General features: G+C 65.9%; 14 protein-coding genes, 1 tRNA gene and 1 riboswitch. Of the genes, 8 read left to right on the top strand and 7 right to left on the bottom strand.

The window, feature by feature from the left end; all coding sequences use genetic code 11:
* Positions 1–61: 61 nt before the first annotated feature.
* The 3 genes from DVB37_RS09890 (at position 62) to DVB37_RS09880 (ending at position 1,988) form a co-directional block, all read left to right on the top strand.
* On the top strand, positions 62–865 hold the full coding sequence (locus tag DVB37_RS09890; RefSeq protein WP_046804589.1) for a FadR/GntR family transcriptional regulator: 804 nt from the start codon (positions 62–64) through the stop codon (positions 863–865).
* 196 nt (positions 866–1,061) lie between these two features.
* Positions 1,062–1,844 carry an exodeoxyribonuclease III gene (gene xth / locus DVB37_RS09885; protein WP_104144911.1) on the top strand — a complete coding sequence of 261 codons (783 nt, stop codon included), beginning with the start codon at positions 1,062–1,064 and terminating at the stop codon, positions 1,842–1,844.
* Between the two features lie 68 nt (positions 1,845–1,912).
* Positions 1,913–1,988, top strand: a tRNA-Ala gene (locus DVB37_RS09880).
* Between the two features lie 108 nt (positions 1,989–2,096).
* Here the strand turns inward: DVB37_RS09880 and DVB37_RS09875 are convergent.
* On the bottom strand, positions 2,097–3,548 hold the full coding sequence (locus tag DVB37_RS09875; protein ID WP_120154888.1) for a sodium:solute symporter family protein: 1,452 nt from the start codon (positions 3,546–3,548) through the stop codon (positions 2,097–2,099).
* A gap of 100 nt (positions 3,549–3,648) precedes the next feature.
* A riboswitch (TPP riboswitch) is annotated at positions 3,649–3,753 on the bottom strand.
* Positions 3,754–3,859: 106 nt separating this feature from the next.
* Between DVB37_RS09875 and DVB37_RS09870 the strand changes: the two genes are divergently transcribed.
* Together DVB37_RS09870 and DVB37_RS09865 are read left to right on the top strand one after the other, a co-directional pair.
* Positions 3,860–4,642 (top strand): 3-oxoacyl-ACP reductase, encoded by a 783-nt coding sequence (locus DVB37_RS09870; protein ID WP_120154886.1) that lies wholly within the window; start codon positions 3,860–3,862, stop codon positions 4,640–4,642.
* 5 nt (positions 4,643–4,647) lie between these two features.
* Positions 4,648–5,934, top strand: a complete 1,287-nt coding sequence (locus tag DVB37_RS09865; protein WP_205571609.1) for an LLM class flavin-dependent oxidoreductase — start codon at positions 4,648–4,650, stop codon at positions 5,932–5,934.
* 63 nt (positions 5,935–5,997) lie between these two features.
* On the opposite strand, the gene DVB37_RS09860 is transcribed toward DVB37_RS09865, so the two are convergent.
* From DVB37_RS09860 to DVB37_RS09850, 3 genes are all read right to left on the bottom strand, one after another.
* Entirely contained in the window at positions 5,998–6,201 is a 204-nt protein-coding gene (locus tag DVB37_RS09860; protein WP_120154882.1) for a hypothetical protein, read from the bottom strand.
* 199 nt (positions 6,202–6,400) lie between these two features.
* Positions 6,401–7,372: a DUF4105 domain-containing protein gene (locus DVB37_RS09855; RefSeq protein WP_240434074.1), complete on the bottom strand. Its 972-nt coding sequence runs from the start codon at positions 7,370–7,372 to the stop codon at positions 6,401–6,403.
* A 25-nt stretch (positions 7,373–7,397) separates the two neighbouring features.
* Positions 7,398–8,081, bottom strand: a complete 684-nt coding sequence (locus tag DVB37_RS09850) for a MarC family NAAT transporter (RefSeq protein WP_046804762.1) — start codon at positions 8,079–8,081, stop codon at positions 7,398–7,400.
* Positions 8,082–8,478: 397 nt separating this feature from the next.
* Between DVB37_RS09850 and hutG the strand changes: the two genes are divergently transcribed.
* On the top strand, positions 8,479–9,282 hold the full coding sequence (gene hutG / locus DVB37_RS09845; protein WP_120154878.1) for an N-formylglutamate deformylase: 804 nt from the start codon (positions 8,479–8,481) through the stop codon (positions 9,280–9,282).
* A 138-nt stretch (positions 9,283–9,420) separates the two neighbouring features.
* Here the strand turns inward: hutG and DVB37_RS09840 are convergent, their stop codons facing one another.
* Together DVB37_RS09840 and DVB37_RS09835 are read right to left on the bottom strand one after the other, a co-directional pair.
* On the bottom strand, positions 9,421–9,915 hold the full coding sequence (locus DVB37_RS09840) for a DUF4952 domain-containing protein (RefSeq protein ID WP_120154876.1): 495 nt from the start codon (positions 9,913–9,915) through the stop codon (positions 9,421–9,423).
* A gap of 107 nt (positions 9,916–10,022) precedes the next feature.
* Entirely contained in the window at positions 10,023–11,027 is a 1,005-nt protein-coding gene (locus tag DVB37_RS09835; RefSeq protein WP_240434073.1) for a LysR substrate-binding domain-containing protein, read from the bottom strand.
* A gap of 93 nt (positions 11,028–11,120) precedes the next feature.
* On the opposite strand from DVB37_RS09835, the gene DVB37_RS09830 reads away from it, so the two are divergent.
* Positions 11,121–14,876 carry an ABC transporter ATP-binding protein gene (locus tag DVB37_RS09830; RefSeq protein ID WP_120154874.1) on the top strand — a complete coding sequence of 1,252 codons (3,756 nt, stop codon included), beginning with the start codon at positions 11,121–11,123 and terminating at the stop codon, positions 14,874–14,876.
* On the opposite strand, the gene DVB37_RS09825 is transcribed toward DVB37_RS09830, so the two are convergent.
* On the bottom strand, positions 14,848–17,499 hold the full coding sequence (locus DVB37_RS09825; RefSeq protein ID WP_120154872.1) for a penicillin G acylase: 2,652 nt from the start codon (positions 17,497–17,499) through the stop codon (positions 14,848–14,850). The genes DVB37_RS09830 and DVB37_RS09825 overlap by 29 nt on opposite strands.
* A 153-nt stretch (positions 17,500–17,652) precedes the next feature.
* Between DVB37_RS09825 and DVB37_RS09820 the strand changes: the two genes are divergently transcribed.
* Positions 17,653–18,585, top strand: coding sequence for a LysR family transcriptional regulator (locus DVB37_RS09820; protein WP_120154870.1), 933 nt, complete (start codon positions 17,653–17,655; stop codon positions 18,583–18,585).
* Positions 18,586–18,638 lie beyond the last annotated feature (53 nt).

Raw genomic sequence — 18,638 nt, 5'->3', positions numbered from 1 at the left:
TTGTCATGGCGACTGACAAACTTCCACTTTCTTCACGCTATTCACTTTCAGGAACGCGCCAATGAGCAACGAGCGTGACCCGCAGCTGGACGCACTACTGGAATCCGCTTCCCGTCCCCGCCCCGAATTGGACGTGCTGGCGGACGTGGCCTCTGGCCTGGGCTATGTCCGCGCCGAGCGCTTTGCCGAACGCGTCTACGAAAGCCTGTTCTACGCCATCGCCACCGGCAAGATCGCGCCGGGCAACAAGCTGCCCACTGAATTGGAATTGGCCGCGCTGTTCGAGGTGTCGCGCCCGGTGGTCCGACAAGCGCTGGACCGCCTGCGCGAAGACCGGTTGGTGGACTCGATCCGAGGCTCCGGCACCTACGTGCGCGCCAAGCCCGACCTGATGGGCGGCATGCCCGCCGTTGACCCGGCGCGCCGCGTCGGCCACATCCTGGAAGGCCTGGAACTACGCATGGTGATCGAGCCCGAATGCGCCTACCTGGCCGCCCTGCGCCGCAGCAGCGACGACTTGCACGACATGGACCGCATGCTGACGGGCTACGAAGAAGCCGACGCCTCCGGCGCCATCGCGCATCACTACGACTACGGCTTTCACCAAGCCATCGCCGCCGCCACCAGCAACCAGCGCTTCGTGCAAGTGCTCAAGTCACTGGAATACGACGTCAGCCACGCCGTCAACGTCATGCGCCACCTGGTCCACAGCGAACCCTGGAAACGCACCCGCGCCGCCATCGACGAACACCGCCACCTGTACCGCTTGATCCAGGCCCAAGACGCCGACGGCGCCCGCAACGTCATGCGCTCCCATATCGAAAAGGCCAAGAGCCGGATGCTCAATAGCGGGTCTGAGCATTGATACGAGCGCAGGCAAGCCAGCCACCGCGAGTCGCGCCTGCATCCGAAGCTTCGCCGTCGCCACGGTATCATCTGCCCCTATTCCTGGCGCCCGCCGACGCCCCTACCGGAGAACTGGCCAGACAAGTTGCTGAGCCGGCCTCGGCAGGGCGACCTCGCCAAGACTCGCATGAATAAATAAAGGCCCTACCAGACACATGAAATTAGCTACTTGGAACGTGAACTCCCTGAATGTACGCCTGCAGCAGGTGCTGGATTGGCTGGCTGCCAATCCTGTCGATGTGCTGTGCATTCAGGAACTGAAGCTGACCGACGACAAGTTTCCGGAGGCGGCGTTCAAGGAAGCCGGTTACCACGCGGTTTGGGCGGGGCAGAAAACGTATAACGGCGTGGCGATTGTGTCGCGCGTGCCGGGTACGTCGATGGTGCGCAATATTCCCGGCTACGACGATCCGCAGCAGCGCGTGCTGGCGCTGACGTTTCCCAGCCCCGAAGGCGACGTGCGCGTTGTTTGTGCGTACTGCCCCAATGGTCAGGCGGTGGATTCGGACAAGTATTTGTACAAGCTGGCCTGGTTTGACGCCATGCGCAACTGGCTGGCCGAGGAAATCAAGCAGTATCCGCGCTTGGCGGTGCTGGGTGACTACAACGTCGCCCCGGCCGATGAAGACGTGCACAACCCCGAGAAATGGGAAGGCCAGGTGCTGGTGTCTGAACCGGAACGCGCGGCCTTGCGCAGCCTGATGGAGCTGGGCCTGACCGATTCGTTCCGCCTGTTCGAGCAGCCCGAAAAGTCGTTTTCGTGGTGGGATTACCGGCAATTCGCCTTCCGTCGCAATGCCGGCCTGCGGATCGACCACGTGTTGTTGTCGGCCCCGCTGGTCAAGCGCTGCGTGGCCTGCGTCATCGACAAAGAGCCGCGCCGCAACGAGCAGCCGTCGGACCACGCGCCGGTGGTGGCCACCCTGGAATTCGTCTGAAAATAATTGCGCCGCGCCGTATTGCGCGGCGCTTTATTGTTCAGGTATAGTTTTGCTCTTGCTTCATTGGGGCGGTAGCTCAGCTGGGAGAGCGTCGCGTTCGCAATGCGAAGGTCGGGAGTTCGATCCTCCTCCGCTCCACCAATATTCCAGACAAGAAAGCCTTGGACACCGCAACGTGTTCCAAGGCTTTTTTGTTTTGGCTGGCGGCGCGGGATCGGGCCGGATTTCAGGCCGGATTTCAAGCCACCATCAGGCCGGGTCCTTGTCCAAACGGCGCACCGCCGCGCTCAGTGTCGACAGATCAAACTCCTTGACGCCGCGACGCATCCCGCGCATCAACACGGTGACCAGCACCGGGGCAAAGGCGGCCAGCAGGAACGATTCGAGCAGAAACGTAGGCTTGTCGCCCGGCGCCGGAAAGAAGAACAGCCCGGCCGCCAGCCCCGCGACCGTCGCGGTCGTTGCGGTGACGCCATCGTGCTTGCGGCTGAACAGGCCATAGAACACCGGAAACGCGGCGGCCGAGCACAGCAGGTCGGCCAGTAGGAACAGGTACAGCACGCTATAGCCCTGCGAGGCCACGATCATCACCGGAATCGCCAGCAGCAACACCGCCCAGCGCGCCAGACGCTTCATGTCCATGCCGGTGGCGCGCGGCATCAGGCGGCGCATATCCACCGCCACGATGCTGGACACGGCGCTGATGGCGGTGTCGGCCGTGCTCATGACCAACGACAGGCCCAACGGGATCAGCGCGATCACGAACCAGGCGGGCGCGTGCGGCATGATGACGCTGAACAGCGCGATGGAACTATCCCCCTGCGGCGCCAGCCCGACAAACGCCAGGCCGAACAAACCCATCAGGAAGATGAACGGCGCGGCCAGGATACCCCCCAGCAAAAAACCATTGCGCATCGACCGCGTGTCTTTGGCGGCATAGATGCGCTGCCAATTGCCCTGGTGGAAGATGCCGGTCAGCAAAATCGCCACGAAGAAGGTCAGGCCGGCTTTGACGCCCACGGGATCGGTCAGATCCAGCAGCTGTGGCGCCTTGGCGCGTAAAGCCTCGATCGTCGGCAACGCCCCGCCCGCCGCCTGCCAGCCCACCACGCACAGAATCACCAGCAGCGGCACGATGACCATCATCTGCACCTGATCGGTGAAGATCGATGATCGCAAGCCGCCATACGTGGTGTAGAGCAGCGTCGTGCCCATCACGATGGCGGCCGTGGCCCACAGCGGCACCGGCGCCAGCATGGTGACCAGCTTGGCAATGGCCGTGACCTCGGCCGACAGCGCGATGAACAGGTAGAACAGCATGATGAACAGCGCCAGCCCGTACATAGGCCGCCCGTACCGCGCCATCAGGAATTCCGTCAGCGTGTGACCGTGCGGGATCAGTTCGCGCATGCGCCGGCCCAGCGGGATCATGACCAGGCGCGGCGACATGGACCCCAGCGCGTAGCCGATAACCGCCGCCAAGCCGCCCCAGGTGGCGGCCTGCGCCGGCGAAAACAGAATCCAGGCGCCCAGCGTGGACGCCATCAGCGTCAGGATGGTGCCAAAAGCGCCCTGGCTGTTGCGCGCCACGATGTAGTCTTCCAGCGTGCCGCGCTTGCGTCGCGTATACAGCACGCTGGCGGCGGCAAAGCCACCCGAAAAGAGCAGCAGCCACATCAAGGCGGTGGTTTGGGTCAGCATGGAAAGCGGTCCTCCCTGGCCCGGCAAACGGCCGGGCGCGCGTTGCGGCACCGTCCGCAAGGCGGGCCGCTGATGAATCAAAGCACTAGGGAGGGCGCGCGAATGGCGCGATGTCCTTCCCTTCGCCGGCATTACCCGGATCAGGTTCAAAGGGTTACCGCGACAACGCGGAATCTCAGCCAAACAGGCTCCCCCAGGAATTGCCGCAAGATTAGGGTCGCGGCAAGCCAATGTCAACGCATCGATTTATGCTAAGTTCGCCCGCTTGCGGCACCTGATTGCACGCGTGCCGGTGAACCGACGAGCCCACCATGCCCATTGCCCACCCCGCCCCCGCCTTGAATGAACAACTGGTAATCGTGACGGGAGGCGCCCGCGGATTGGGTGCGCACATCACGCGGGCCTTTTTGCGGGAAGGCGCAAAGGTGGTGATCAATTACCTGAACAGCGCCCAGGCCGCGCAGGCGCTGGCCGCCACCGCGCCGCAACGGACGCTGGCGGTTCAGGCCGACGTGCGCGACGCAACCGCCGTCGCCGCCATGATCGCCCAGGCGCAAAGCCACTTCGGCATGCCCGTCACCACGGTGGTCAACAACGCCCTGCCCGCCTTCGCCTTCAACGGCGACGCGCGCCCCCATGCCGACACGCTGACCTGGGACCACTTGAATCAGCAGATCGAAGGCAGCGTGCGCGGCGCGCTGAACACGACGCAAGCCGCCCTGCCCGGCATGCGCCAGGCTGGGGTGGGCCGCATCATCAACATCGGCACCAACCTGGTCCAGAACCCGGTGGTGCCGTATCACGACTACACCGCCGCCAAGGCCGCGCTGCTGTCGTTCACGCGCACGCTGTCGCAGGACCTGGGGCCCGACGGCATCACGGTCAACATGGTGTCCGGCGGCCTCTTGCGCACCACTGACGCGTCGGCCGCCACGCCAGAAGCCGTGTTCGACCTGATCGCCGCCAGCACGCCGCTGCGCACCGTCACCACGCCGGAACAGTTTGCCGATGCCGTGCTGTTCTTTGCCAGCCCCTGGTCGCGCAGCGTCACCGGCCAGAACCTGGTCGTGGACGGCGGCCTCGTGAAGAACTGATCGCCATGTTGCACCTGAACCTGTTCATCTTCGGCTGCGGCCACCACCGCGCCGCCTGGCGGCATCCGGACTCGGCTGCTGAACGCCTGGGCGATATCCGCTATTACGAATCGCTGGCGCGCACGGCGGAACGCGGCAAGCTGGACGCCATTTTCTTTGCCGACGGCCAGTCCACCGACAACATCGGCGACGGCCCGCGCTGGTACCTGGAGCCGCTGACGACCATGGCCGCCATCGCGCGCGCCACCACGCACATCGGCTTGATCAGCACCGTGTCCAGCACCTTTTTCACGCCGTTCCACGCGGCGCGCATGGTGGCGTCGCTGGATCACATATCGGGCGGACGCATGGGCTGGAACGTCGTCACGTCGATGTTCGACGCCGAAGCCCGCAACCACGGCTTTGAAGCCATGCCGGGGCACGACTGGCGCTACGCGCGCGCCGAAGAATTCGTGGACGTAGCGTTGCGCTTGTTCGATTCATGGAAGGACGATGCCCTGACCATCGACCGCAACGGCGTCTATGGCGTGCCCGAGCGCGTGCGCCCGATCCACCATCACGGCGACCACTTCCTGGTGGACGGCCCGCTGACCGTGCCACGCCCGCCGCAAGGCCACCCGGTGCTGTTCCAGGCCGGTGCATCCGACCAAGGCCGCGACCTGGCCGCCCGGCGAGCCGAGGCGATCTACGCCGTGGCCTATGACCTGCCGGCCGCGCAATCGTATTACCGCGACATCAAGCAGCGCGTACGCGACGCAGGGCGCACCGCCTTCGTGCCCATCATGCCGGGGCTGGTTACATACGTGGGGTCAACCGAAGCCGAAGCCCGCGCCAAGCAGCGCGAGCTGGACGTGTTGCTGCCCAGCGACGCATCGCTACGGCAGTTGGGCACCTTCGTGCTGCAAGATTGCAGCACCTGGGAGCTGGACGCCCCCGTGCCCGCGCTGGTGCCGCTGCATGAATTCAAGGGCCCCAAGGGCCGCTACGCAACCATTTTGCGCATCATTGAAACCGAGCAACCCACCGTGCGACAACTGCTGGGCCGCCTGGCGGCGGGTGGCGGCCATTGCACGATGGTGGGCACGCCCGAGCAAATCGCAGACCGGATGGAACACTGGTTCCGTAACGAAGGCGCCGACGGCTTCAACCTGATGCCGCCGTCGTTGCCGGGCGGCATCGATGACTTCGTGGACCAGGTGGTGCCCGTGTTGCAGCAGCGCGGCTTGTTTCGTACGGAATACGAACACACTACGCTGCGGGGGCATCTGGGGCTGGAGCGGCCGGCGGGATAGACGCGATAGACGCTGAAGCAACGTGCGCGGACGTCCGCGCAAGCGCCTTCAAGCGACGAGCAACTAGCCGACAGAAGGCGCCGGTGCCGGATGCGTGTGCGCATGCGTGGGCAATTGCGCAAGACGCCGCCGCTCTTGGGCAGCCGCTTTTCGGTTGACTTGGCGCGTTGCAAGCCAGTCGTACAACACTATGCCCGGATGACGGGACAGCACGGCGCCGACGGCGACCGCGAGAATGAAGGTAATAACCAGCGTCAGCCAAAGCATCTGACGCACTCCTTAAAAAACCTACCGGTTCGGATACCGGATGAAAGATCGCGTTCAGAAAACTAACATCTGCCGCAGCTGGAAGGTAATTTACTGCACAAGCGTGAAATTGGCGTGAAATGCGCACTGGAAAACACTGTTCCGTAATTACGAGAAACAGGTGTATTCCGCTGGGCCGAAAACGCCAGCCTGCTGCCGTTCAGCGCCGAATCCGCCTCGAAAACGCCACCGGATTCTCCTCCGGCGTCGTCAGCGCCCCCACCGCCGCCCGCTTGCGCAGCGCGTCCAGCGGCACACTGGTGTCCAGGCCGCCCTGTTCGTACAGGTATTCGGGCAGGTAGCCCGACAGCAGCAGGCGGTAATCCAGTGGCAGGCCGGGCACGATGGCGTTGACCATGTGATAGACCAGCGTGGTGCAGTTGGCGGTGACCGTGTGATAGAAGCGCGGCGTGGTGGTCAGGGCGTTGGCCGTGTCCACGTAGGACAGGAACAGCCGGCGCATGGCGTCTGGGGGCATGTGGACCGGGTACAGGTAGACGTTTTCGCCACGCGGCCCGGCGCGGACATACAGGATGTCGCGTTCTTCGGCGGCCACAACGCTGAGTTCGAACTGCTTGAAGAAGCCGCCGATTTCCGAGAATTGCTCGCCGCGTTCTTTGCGGATTTCAACCGAGAAGACAACGTGGCGGCCGTCGGCAAAGCCGAAGGACACCAGCGTATGGGCAATGGCCGGGCCGTCCCAGTAGGACAGCGCCATGTCAACGGAGACCAGCTGGTCCAGATCGTATTGGCGCGCTTCCCAGCGGACGGTGTAGTCGTCGTCCGCGCGCCAGTCGAAATTACGGACGTTTTGCAGGGTGACGACGGAACCTTGCACGGACCCGCGCAACATGCGGGCCACGTCGTCGGCCCAGATGCGGTCGTTGGATGGCGCCAGCGTTTGCCACCAGGCGCACAGCAACGCCAGCCCGACTACGTAGGCCCAGCCCGCGCGCCGTCGCCACGGTGCTGCCCGCCACACGGCCACCATCGCCACCACGCAAAGCGCCGTCCATGCGACGCCCGCAGCGCCCTTGCCCCAGTTGCCGCCGGGCGCCTGATAGGCCAGCGCCAGGCATCCCCACAACGCTGACCCCGCCAACAGCAAGGTCAGCAACACACGTCCCACCATGGCCGCCGCCCTGCGCACCGCCCTCTTAGCCACCGGCATGAACGCCCACGATTTCCATAACGCCGTTGATGACGAATTGCACGCCCATGCACACCAGCAAAAAGCCCATGACGCGCGAAATGGCCTCAACGCCGCTTTGCCCGATCACGGCGACGATACGGCCCGCTGATCGCAGGCACACCCAGAACAACAGGCCCAGCAGCGCGAACACGATGACCGGCGTCACGGCAACGACCCACGGCGCGTATTGCGGCGTGATGGTTGCGTCCACCGAGGCCGCGCCGCTGATGATCATGGCGATGGTGCCGGGCCCCGCCGTGCCGGGCAACGCCAGCGGCACGAAGGCGATGTTGGGCGTCTGCCGTGTCTGTGCGTCGGCAGCGGCTTCGGCGGCCAGCGTGCGCGGCTCAGCGGGCGGAAACAGCATGCTGAAGCCGATACTGACCACGATCAGCCCGCCCGCGATGCGCAATCCGGGAATCGAAATTCCAAAGGTATGCATGATCCACGCGCCGGCGTAGTAGGTGACCAGCATCACGCCCACCACGTAAAACGCCGCTTGCGTAACCTGGCGTTCGCGTTCCTTGTAGGGAATCTGCGCGCCCAGCGACAGCAGCAGCGTCATGGAAGTCAGCGGATTGGCCAACGGCAGCATCAGCGCCAGACCCAGGCTGATCAGCTTGCCCAGTTGGATCAGGTCATCAATCATGGAACTCCCGATAAAAGGACGCGCAATTCGCGACAGGCGCCTTGCCGGGCGCGACGGTTCAATCATGCAATGCCCGCTACCTTACACACTTCCTGCCGCGTTCGGCGCGATGCCAGGCGCGATGCCGGGCGCAATGCCGGGCGCGATGGCAGCCCGCCTCACACCGATCTGCTTCACGACTTTCTGATTATCAACGTCTATTAAACTGCTGCAATTGTCGCGGTGGCGTGCGTTGCCCAGGATACAGGCGCTGAACAGGCGCGAAACACATGGGCTGAACACAGGCGCTGAACACAGGCGCAACGCAAGGGCGCCACACCAAAGCGCCCTACATATAGGCGCCACGCCGCGGCCGACGCATTTGCCGCACCTTTATTTTGTGACCCGGAGTTTTCCCTTGAGCGATCTTTTCCATTTCAGCCGTGGCACCGCCCCGCTGCTGATCTCCATTCCCCACCTTGGCAGCCACATTCCCGACGCGCAGCGCCCGCAGATGACGCCGCTGGCCTTGCAGTCCGGCGACACCGACTGGCATCTGGACACGCTGTACCAATTTGCCCAGGCGATGGGTGCGTCGGTGCTGGGCGCGCGTTATTCGCGCTACGTGGTGGACCTGAACCGCCCGCCCAACGATGAAAGCCTGTATCCCGGCCAGACAAAAACCGGCCTGTGCCCGACGCAGACCTTTCGCGGCGAAGCGCTGTACCAGAACGAAGGCGTGCTGACCGACGCCGAACGCGCACACCGCCTGCAAGCCTATTGGCAGCCGTATCACGCCCAGCTGCGCAGCGAGCTGGATCGCATCAAGGCCGAGCACGGCACCGTGCTGCTGTGGGAAGCGCATTCCATCGCCAGCGTGCTGCCGCGCCTGTTCGAAGGCAAGCTGCCGGACCTGAACATCGGCACGTCCGATGGCGCGGCCTGCGCGCCCGACATCCTGGCCGCCGTGCAGGCGCAGCTGGACACCTGCAAGGACTACACCTGGGCGGTGAACGGCCGCTTCAAGGGCGGGTACATCACGCGCCACTATGGTTCGCCGGCCGACAACGTGCATGCCATCCAACTGGAAATGTGCCAGTCCACCTACATGGACGAAACGTACCCCTACGGCTACCGCCCGGATCTAGCCGACAAGGTCATCCCGGTGGTGCAGGCGATGGTCGGCGCTGCGCTCAAGCAGACGACGGCGCGCCGGGGATGAGCCCCAAGAGCCCTACTAACTAAAGCAGCGCAATCAGCCCCGGCCCGCGCGCCTGGCCGGCGTGCGCAGCCGGCCCATCCCATGCACGGGATGTGGCGCCGCGGGGTGCGCGCGCCTGACGCCGACGTCGGACCGGCGTTAGGGGCTTTTGCGGACGATGCCGACGCTGACGTTGAAGCTGGGAATCTGGTCCCACTGTGCGCGCGGCAAGCGTGGCGTTTCGACGCCCATGCCGATGTCGTAGGCGACGCCGCCGGGTCCCGCGCGCCAGGCGAACGGCGCCGGGCTGGCCCAGCCGCAGCAGACGTATTCCAGCGCGGGCATGCCGAATGCCTGCATCAGATAGGCCTCCAGTCTGACGGCGGATGAACCGCTGACGCGGTAGTTCGCCCGCATCGGCTGGATGTAGGAATCGTCGTCCTGCTCGCAGCCCAGGTACTCAAGATAGTCGGGCTTTCTACCCAGGGTTTGCAGAAAGTCCTGGCACGGCGTGTCGGGCGGCGCGATGCCGGCAGCCCGGTCATCGGCTTCCCACCGTGCCAGCGTGGCGCCGGAAGCCCCGGCGGTCGACGCTGCGGCAGCCGATGCTGCGGCAGCCGATGCTGCGGCAGCGTCGGCTGCGGCAGCCGTCATCCCCACAGCCATTGCCCCGCCCGCCGCAACGCTCAGCCATAACCCCAGACACACGCCTGCCACACCCGCGCGACCCGGCCCGGTCCCATACCCCTTCCATCTCATCGTCATGTCCTTGCGGCGTCCGCCACATCCCCCGCGCGCAAGCCGGGCGGAACTCCATGATTTTGCGCGTCCACCTTGCCGCGCCCTTCCTCGGCCAGGAATTCCACCAGCGCGGGTAGCGATGCGTCCATGGGACGGTTCGCGTGCACGCGCATGACATAGCCCCACGACCCCGGCATCCGCAATTGCGGCACCAGCGGCACCAGCCGGCCACTGGCCAGGTCTTCGTCGATCAGCGGCGCGCGTCCCAAGGCGATGCCCACGCCCGCGGCGGCGGCGGCCACGACGGTGCTCAGCCCGCTTAGCACCATCGGTTCCTGCCAATCGGAATCAGCCAGCCCCAGGCGCGGGCTCCAGGTTCGCCAGTCTGTTTCCGGGCTATCGATGTGCTTTTCCTCCAGCCAGCGATGCCGCAGGAACACGCGCGGGTCGTTGCGGTCGGCTTCGGGGATCAGGGCCGGGCTGCACACGGGCACCACGGTTTCGGTCATCAGCGCGATGTCGCCGGCCTCGGCCACATGCGGGCCGCCGGTGCGCACGTGTAGAAAAGCCAGGTCGATATCCTGGCTTTTCCAGGCGGGATCCTGGCTGGCGTGCAGATAGACCTGCACGCCGATGTCCGGGTGCAGTTCGATGAAGCGGCCGATGCGCGGCGCTAGCCACAGCGCCGCCAGCGACGGGTTGGCCGACACGTTCAGCGTGTAGCGGCGCTTGCCTCGCGCCGTGGCGCGAACCTGGCGGCAGGCGGTGTCCAATAGGGTCAAGGCCTGTTGTACGGAAACCAGAAGCTCGCTGCCCGCCTGGGTGGTTTCAGCGCGGCGCACGGTGCCACCCCGTCGCAACAGCGGCACGCCCAGATCCGCCTCCAATGACCGCAGCTGATGGCTGACCGCGCTCTTGGTGACATGCAGTTCGGCGGCGGCGCGGCTCAGGCTGCCCAGGCGGGCAACGGCTTCAAAGGCGCGCAGGGCCGCCAGGGGTGGCGTGTGGCTGGGCTGATCGGGCATCGGTTGAGTTTATCTCAACCCATGATTGAAAAACACTCGCTATCGCGAAGCCGTCGGATCAGCGACCATGCTGGCTCTGGATGGAGCACTGATATGTATTTCGACTCTCGATTGTGGCGAATGACGGCGGGGTTGCGCGCCGGCATGGCGGGCGGCATTTTCCTGGGCCTGTTGGCGCTGGGCGCGGGCATTGCCCGTTATGTCTTCCTGGGCCAGCTGCTGGCCCGCGTGTTCAACGGCGCCCCTTGGCAAGACTGGATCACGCCCGCGCTGTGCGTGGGCGCGATGGTGCTGCTGCGCGCGCTGTTCGACCACTGGCGCACCGTGCAGGCCAACCACACATCGGCCCAGATCCAGCAAAGCCTGCGCGGCAAGCTGTATGACCGTATCGTCGCGCTCGGACCCGCGTGGTTTGCCAACCAGCGCACCGGCGGCGTCATGCTGACGGTGGTCGATGGCGTCGAGCAGCTGCAAACGTTTTTCGGCCAGTACCTGCCGCAAGTGGCCATCGCGGCCGTCGCACCCTTCGCGATCTTTGCGGTGATTGCATTCTGGGACGTGCCCACGGCGCTGGTGTTTCTGGCGGCGGCGCTGTTCGCCCTGTTCGGCCCCATGGCCGTGCACATGCTGGACCGGCGCGCCAGCCAGGCGCGCACCCGCGCGCTGAATGCGTTCGGCGAAGACTTCCTGGATGCGGTGCAAGGCCTGCCCACCTTGAAGTCCTATGGCCAGGGCAAGGCGTGGGGCCGGCGTTTGGCCGCGCGCGCCCGCAGCTTGTCCGACAACACATTCTGGGTGTTGTCCGTCAGCTTGCTGACGCGCGGCATCAGCGATCTGGGCGTGGCGCTGGGCGCCGCGCTGGCGCTGACCCTGGGCGCGTGGCGCGTGGCCGCTGGCGACATGAGCGTGGAAGCGCTGCTGATCGTGCTGATGGCCGGCACCGAGATCTTCCGACCGTTGCGTGACCTGCGCTCGGTCTTGCATCGCGGCATGCTGGGCCAATCCGCCGCCGTCAGCATCCATGCGCTGATGGATGCGCAACCGCTTACGCCCGTGCCTGTGTCCGTGTCGGCTTCCGTGTCGGCTTCCGTGCCCGCGTCCGTGGCCCGAGACGGCGCACAAGGTGGCCACGCTGTTGCCGCGCCGCCCACATCAGGCAAGCTGGCGCCCACCATCGAATTCGACAATGTGGCGTTTGCCTACACGCCCGAACGCCGCGCGCATCAGGGGCTGGCGTTCACCATCGCGGCCGGCGAACGCGTTGGCGTGGTCGGCCCAAGCGGCGCGGGCAAGTCCACTATCGTGCGCCTGCTGCTACGCGAATGCGTGCCGCAGACGGGGGTTATCCGCGTCGGCGGGCACGACGTGAACACGCTGGACACGCAAACGCTGCTGTCGCAGATCGCGCTGGTCAGCCAGGACATCACGCTGTTTCACGGCACCATCGACGACAACCTGCGGCTGGGTCGGCCGGACGCCACGCATGAACAGGTGCGCGCCGCCGCCCGTGCCGCCAATATCGATGACTTCATCATGGCGCTGCCCGCCGGATATGCCACGCGTATCGGCGAGCGCGGCCTGCAATTGTCGGGCGGCCAGCGCCAGCGCGTGGCCATTGCCCGCGCCCTGCTGCGCGACGCGCCAATCCTGATCCTGGACGAAGCGCTGTCGTCGGTGGACACCGAAAACGAAGCGCTGATCCAACAGGCGCTGGACCGCCTGATGGCGGGCCGCACCACGCTGATCCTGGCGCATCGGCTGGCCAGCGTGATCGGGGCCGATCGCAACCTGGTGCTCGACCACGGGCGCATTGTCGAAGCCGGCCCACACGCGCAGTTGATGCAGCAGCGCGGGCTGTATTACCGGCTGATGCACGAACAGGCCGAAGCGCATGAGAATCCGTCGGCCGGGGTGGCGGTGGCATCGATCAACACGCCCCTCAACGCGCTGAACGACGCGTCCGTCAACGCAACCGCTGACGCCCCCGTCGACACCGCCAACACCCGCACGGCCGACGCCGCCAAATCCCTGCAAGACAACGACGACCGCGCCCAGGGCCCTGCCCTGCGCCCGCTGGACGCCGACGCCGAACAGGTCGGCTGGCGCGCCACGCTGGGCACCTTGTTGGCCGTGGTCCGGCCATGGCGTGGCACCTTGACCGCCACCATCTTGCTGGGCGTGGCGCGCGTGGCGGCCTTTATCGGCGTCGGCGTATTCAGCGCCCTTATCGTGGCCGCTATCCGCGATGGCAGCGATATTGGCGGCCTGGTCGCCGGCCTGCTGGTCTGCGCGCCGCTGGCCGCGCTGTTCCACTGGCTGGAGTCGTGGTTGGCGCATGCGATGGCGTATCAGTTGCTGGCCGACATGCGCGTCAAGCTTTTCGACAAGCTGGAACGGCTGGCGCCCGCCTATCTGTTGCAGCGCCGTTCTGGCGACCTGGTAGCGCTGGCGACGCAGGACGTCGAAATGGTCGAGTACTTCTACGCGCACACCATCGCCCCGGCCATCGTGTCGGTGCTGGTGCCGCTGTCGGTGCTGGGCTTTTTGGCCGTCTACAGCTGGCCCGTGGCGCTGGCGCTGCTGCCCTTTCTGGCCTACGCGCTGGTCTCGCCCGTGCGCGGCCGCCGTCATGTGGACGCCCTGGGCGACAAGGCGCGCCAGGCCTTGGGCGAAATGAGCGCGCACGCCACGGACACCATCCAGGGGCTGGCCGACCTGACCGCGTTCCAGGCCACCGGCCGCCGCCGTGGAGAATTCCTGAAAGTGGCCGACGCCTACCGCGTCCGGCGCCTTGCCATCCTGCGCGACCTGTCCAAGCAGAACGCCTGGTTTGAAGTGGCGATGGGGCTGGGCGGCTTGGCGGTTGCGGTGGTGGGCGCGTTGCAGGTGTCGGCCGGCGCCTTGTCGGCCGGGATGCTGCCCCTGCTGGTGCTGATCGCCATGGCGACCTTCCTGCCCGTTTCCGAAATTTCGCAAGTCAGCCGCCAGTTGGCGGACACCATCGCGGCCACGCGCCGGCTGCATGTGGTCAGCAACGAACCCGAGCCCGTGACCGACGGACCGCTGTCGCCGCCCGTGGCCACGCACGGTCTGGCGCTGGCGTTTGAACACGTGACCTTCGCGTATCCGGGCAAAGAGGAAGACACGCTGAAGGACCTTAGCTTCAAGGTGCCGGCCGGCGCCACGGTCGCCATCGTGGGCGCATCGGGCGCGGGCAAAAGCACGGTGGCCAGCCTGTTGCTGCGCTTCTGGGACCCCCGCCTGGGCGCGGTCAAGCTGGACGGCATGGACGTGCGCCAACTGCAACTGGACGGCCTGCGCGACCGCGTGGCGCTGGTCACGCAGGACACGTATTTGTTTAACGACACGCTGGAGGCAAACATCCGGTTGGCGCGCCCCGAGGCCACGCCCGACGAGGTAGCGCGCGCGCTGGACCAGGCGGCGCTGACCGACTTCGTGAAGCAACTGCCCGACGGCCTGGCAACGCCCGTCGGCGAGCGCGGCATGCAGTTATCCGGCGGCCAGCGCCAGCGCATCTCGATTGCGCGCGCCTTTCTGAAAAATGCGCCCGTGCTGATTCTGGACGAAGCGACCTCGCACCTGGACACCTTGTCCGAGCTACAGGTGCGAGGCGCGCTGGATGCGCTGATGCAGCACCGCACAACACTGGTCATTGCGCACCGCCTGTCCACCATCCGCAATGCCGACCTGATCCTGGTACTGGACCGGGGCACGCTGGCCGAGGCCGGCACGCACGACCAATTGCTTGCCAGGCAAGGGGCTTATGCGCGCCTGGCCAGCCACCAGGGCGGCTACGCGGTCAGTAGCGCAACGTCTCTACCGACTTAGCGTTGGCGCGCACTTCGGCGGGCGTGAACCAGACACGCTTGCTGCCGAAGTCCCGGTACATGTCGAACTGGTCGCGCGAGTGGACGGACGCTGTGCCGTCCGGGGCGACAAAACCGCTTTGCCCCGGCGCCACCACGTCCACCGCGCGCACGCCCTTGCCGTCGAACACCGTCATGTTGTTCTCGGTGCCCCGGTTCTGGGTGGACGGAAAGCTCAGCACCGCCTTGTCGTCCGCCTGCGGCACGCCCAGGAAGTTCTTGGGCGCAAACACCATCGGCGCGGCCGGAATGCGCCACGCGGCCGGGTCCTGGCCATAGGTCTTTTGCAAGGTGGCCAGGGCATCGTCCAGCGCGGCCAGCGTGACGGATTCGCGGCGCTTGCCGTTGAAGAAGTCGTAAGTCTGCGGCACGCCGGCATCGGGGCCGGCCAGCGCGTTGAACAACACCTTCACGCCCACCGTCAGGTTCAGCGAACCCACGGCCGGCGCGGCCGGTGTGGGATAGCCGGTGGCGCTGTACCACTTGAAGAAATCGGCCGGCATGTCGTCGGCCAAGGTCGCGCGCAGCATGGCGCGCAGCCACGCGTCCATCACCGCCGGGCCGACGTTGTCGTAGTAACCCGGCTGCTTATCGCTGGTGCCCATGCCGTCCCAGGCGGTCAGCCCTGCCACCAGTTTGGCGCGGGCATCATCGGCCGGCAGGCCCGCCACCGCGCGTTGCAGGAACGGCAGGAAATGGCGGCGGTTCACGTCGGCGTAGCTGGTGGTGCGGATCAGGTCCCACATCTGCTGCGCGCTGACCTTGCCGCCGTTGGCCATCATGGCCTTCAGGCGCGTTTCGATTTCGGCGTAGCGGTCGGCCTGGCCCCACACGATGGCGAACAGGTCGGTGGACGGATAGCCGCGCATGGGCTGGTTGTTCCAGTTGCCGATGAAGCCTTGGCGCGGGTTGTAGACCTGTGGATTGGTGGCAAACGGCAGCATGCCGTCCCAGTCCATTTCGCCGGTGCCCGGCACGGGCAGGCGCGGGTCGTGGCCGGGTTTGCGCTTGGGATAAAAGCCGGTGTGGGCGTAGCCGATATTGCCGCGATCGTCCGCGTAGTACCAGTTGATGGTCAGCGCGTGGCGCGCGGCCTGCTGCTTCCATTCGTCCCAGTTGCGCACCTGCGCCTTGTGCGTCCAGGCCATCAGCGATTGCAGCTCGTACCCTTCCCACGCGCGCGCCTTGGCGTAGGCCACATGCTGCTTGTCGTCGAAATTGGTGACGATGCCGTGCACCGTGCGGTACACGTCCATCAGCACCGGCTGGCCGCCCTTGACCGGGATCAGCTCGGTGCGCTTTTCCATCGTCTTCCACTGGCCGTCATGGAAATAACGGGTGCGGTCGGCGGGGTCGAGCTTTTCGGCGTAGATGTCCACGTCGTCGCCAAAGCCGGCCGTCGAGCCCCAGGTGACATGGGCGTTGTGGCCGAACAGGATGCTGGGATAGGCGAACGGGGTGTTGCCCACCACGTCGAACCCGGCGCCGTGCAGGCCGATGCCGTAGGTGTAGGCGGGGTTCCACCAGCCGAATTGCGGGCCGTTCAGCAAGATGGACCTGGCGTCCTTGGCGTGCTCGCGACCCACGATCCACATATTGCTGGTGGTGGGAAAGCCGGCGATGCCGGGTTGGCCTGATTCGGCGAACTGCGCCAGCATGCGGGCAGGTGCATCGGCGGCGGGGTCGGTGGCGTTGTCGGTGGGCGTATCGGACAGCACACCGCGCGTCTGAGGGTCGCGCGCCACGCGTTCGAGCATGGGCGGTGTGCCGTCGTAGCGCGGCAAGGCATACGACAGCTTGGCCGGTGCCGGCGCCGAGGCCGACGGGGCTCCCGGCCGATACACGCCCTCTTCTTCGGGCACGGTGGTAGGCGCGCGGCTATCGGTCATCCAGCGCAGCTGGTTGAAGATCTGCATCGCGCGCGCCTCGCCGTGCCTGTCCTTCAAGGCGGTCAGCAGGGCCAGGTTGTCGACCTCGCTGTTGGCATCCGAAAACCGGTTGGCCATGGTGCCCACGAACACCATGGCGACGTCATAGGCTGTCCAGTTGGTCGGCTGAAATTGCAGGTCGTTGAATTCCTTGGGCATCAGCGTGTCGGGCTGGGCGCGCACGCGCGCGATCCACGCGTTCATGCCGGCGGCATAGCCGTCCAGAATCTGGCGTTCGGAATCGGGCAGCGCGGCCAGCTGGCGCTGGATGCGTTCGGGCGAAAAATTGCCGCGTATGGACTTGTCGAACGCCACCATTTTTTCGCCCAGCACTTCAGCGACCTGCCCCTGCGTGCTGCGGCGCGCCATCTCCATCTGGAACAAGCGGTCTTGCGCCACCGCGTAGCCGTAGCCATAGAACAGGCCGTAGACCGTGTCGGCGTACACGTGGGGCATGCCGTAGCCATCGCGGCGGATGGTGACGGCCTTGGATGCAGCGTGGGACGCCTGGCCGCCGGTGGCGGATACGGGCGCCGAGCCTTGCATGGCAGGCTGGGCGGAATTCGCGTTCCGGGATGTTTCCAAGGCCAGGGCCGGGGCCGCGCCCACGCTGGCGCAGGCCGCCAAGATGGCGGCCGACAACAAATGCTGCTTCATTGAATCTGTCTCCGAATTGATAAGCCGCGCCCATCGTGCGAGTGCCCAGGCGCGGGATGCGGCGCCTCTGTCGGGCGCCGTCGGGGACCATGATAAGAAGGCATTACTTATAATGCCAATGCATTTATGTCATGACTTTGATGCGGAAAGGTTATGGATTTTCAAAAGCTTAAACACCTGCTGGCGGTGGTGGAATACGGCACTTTTTCGCTGGCGGCGCAAAAGGTGAACTTGTCGCAGCCCGCCTTAAGCCGCAGCATCCAGGCGCTGGAGGCCGAGCTGGGCTTGCCGTTGCTGGACCGGGGCACCCGCCAGGTTCACCTGACGCCCTATGGCGCTTGCGTGGCCGAACGCGCGCGTCGCATGCGCTTCGAAGAGGCCGAGCTGCAACGCGAACTCAAGGCGCTGCACAGTGGCGATTCCGGCACGTTGACGATCGGCCTGAGCCCCACGCCGGCCTCGTTGCTGCTGTCGCCTTTTCTGGCGCACATGGCGGCCAATCGCCCGCAGGTGCGCGTGGGTGTCGAACTGGGCGCCACCGCCGCGTTGCTGGACATGCTGCGGGCGGAACGCATCGACGCCATGGTGTGCGATGCGCGCATGCTGTATGACGCCGCCGACATCGTCACGCGCCCGCTGGCGCCGCTGCGCGCCGGCATGGTGTGCCGCCCCGGCCACCCCATCCTGGCGCACAAGCAGGTTGGTATCGAGCACGTGCGGCAGTACCCGGTGGCGTCCAGCACGCTGAGCCCCGAGGTCTCGCTCCGGCTAGCCGAGACGCTGGGTCCGGGTGGCGCGCCCGAGCAGATGGTCACCTTGCGTTGCGAAAACCTGGAGCCGCTGGTGGATCTGGCGCTGCATACCGACACGCTGCTGCTGGGCGTGATCTGCGTGACGCAGCGCGAGCAAGAGGCCGGGCGGCTTGTCGAAGTGCCCTTGCCGCCCGACCCGCAGCGCCAAGGCCATTACGTGCTGGCGCGCCTGGCCGGGCGCACGCCGTTGACGGCGCAAGATGCGCTGTACGACTTCACGCAGCAATGCTGGGCCGGCTTCGCCGCCTTCCGGCCACGCAGCCGCCCGCGTTGAAAAAAACCCACATCGGCGGCCCGCGCGCGCGGCGCCCCGTTGATTCCCTTAAC

It is taken from the genome of Achromobacter sp. B7, assembly GCF_003600685.1.
In the GTDB taxonomy this organism is placed as follows: domain Bacteria; phylum Pseudomonadota; class Gammaproteobacteria; order Burkholderiales; family Burkholderiaceae_B; genus Achromobacter; species Achromobacter spanius_B.
The sequence above is the reverse complement of the archived record's forward strand: the minus strand, read 5'-3'. Positions and strand labels throughout refer to the sequence as shown.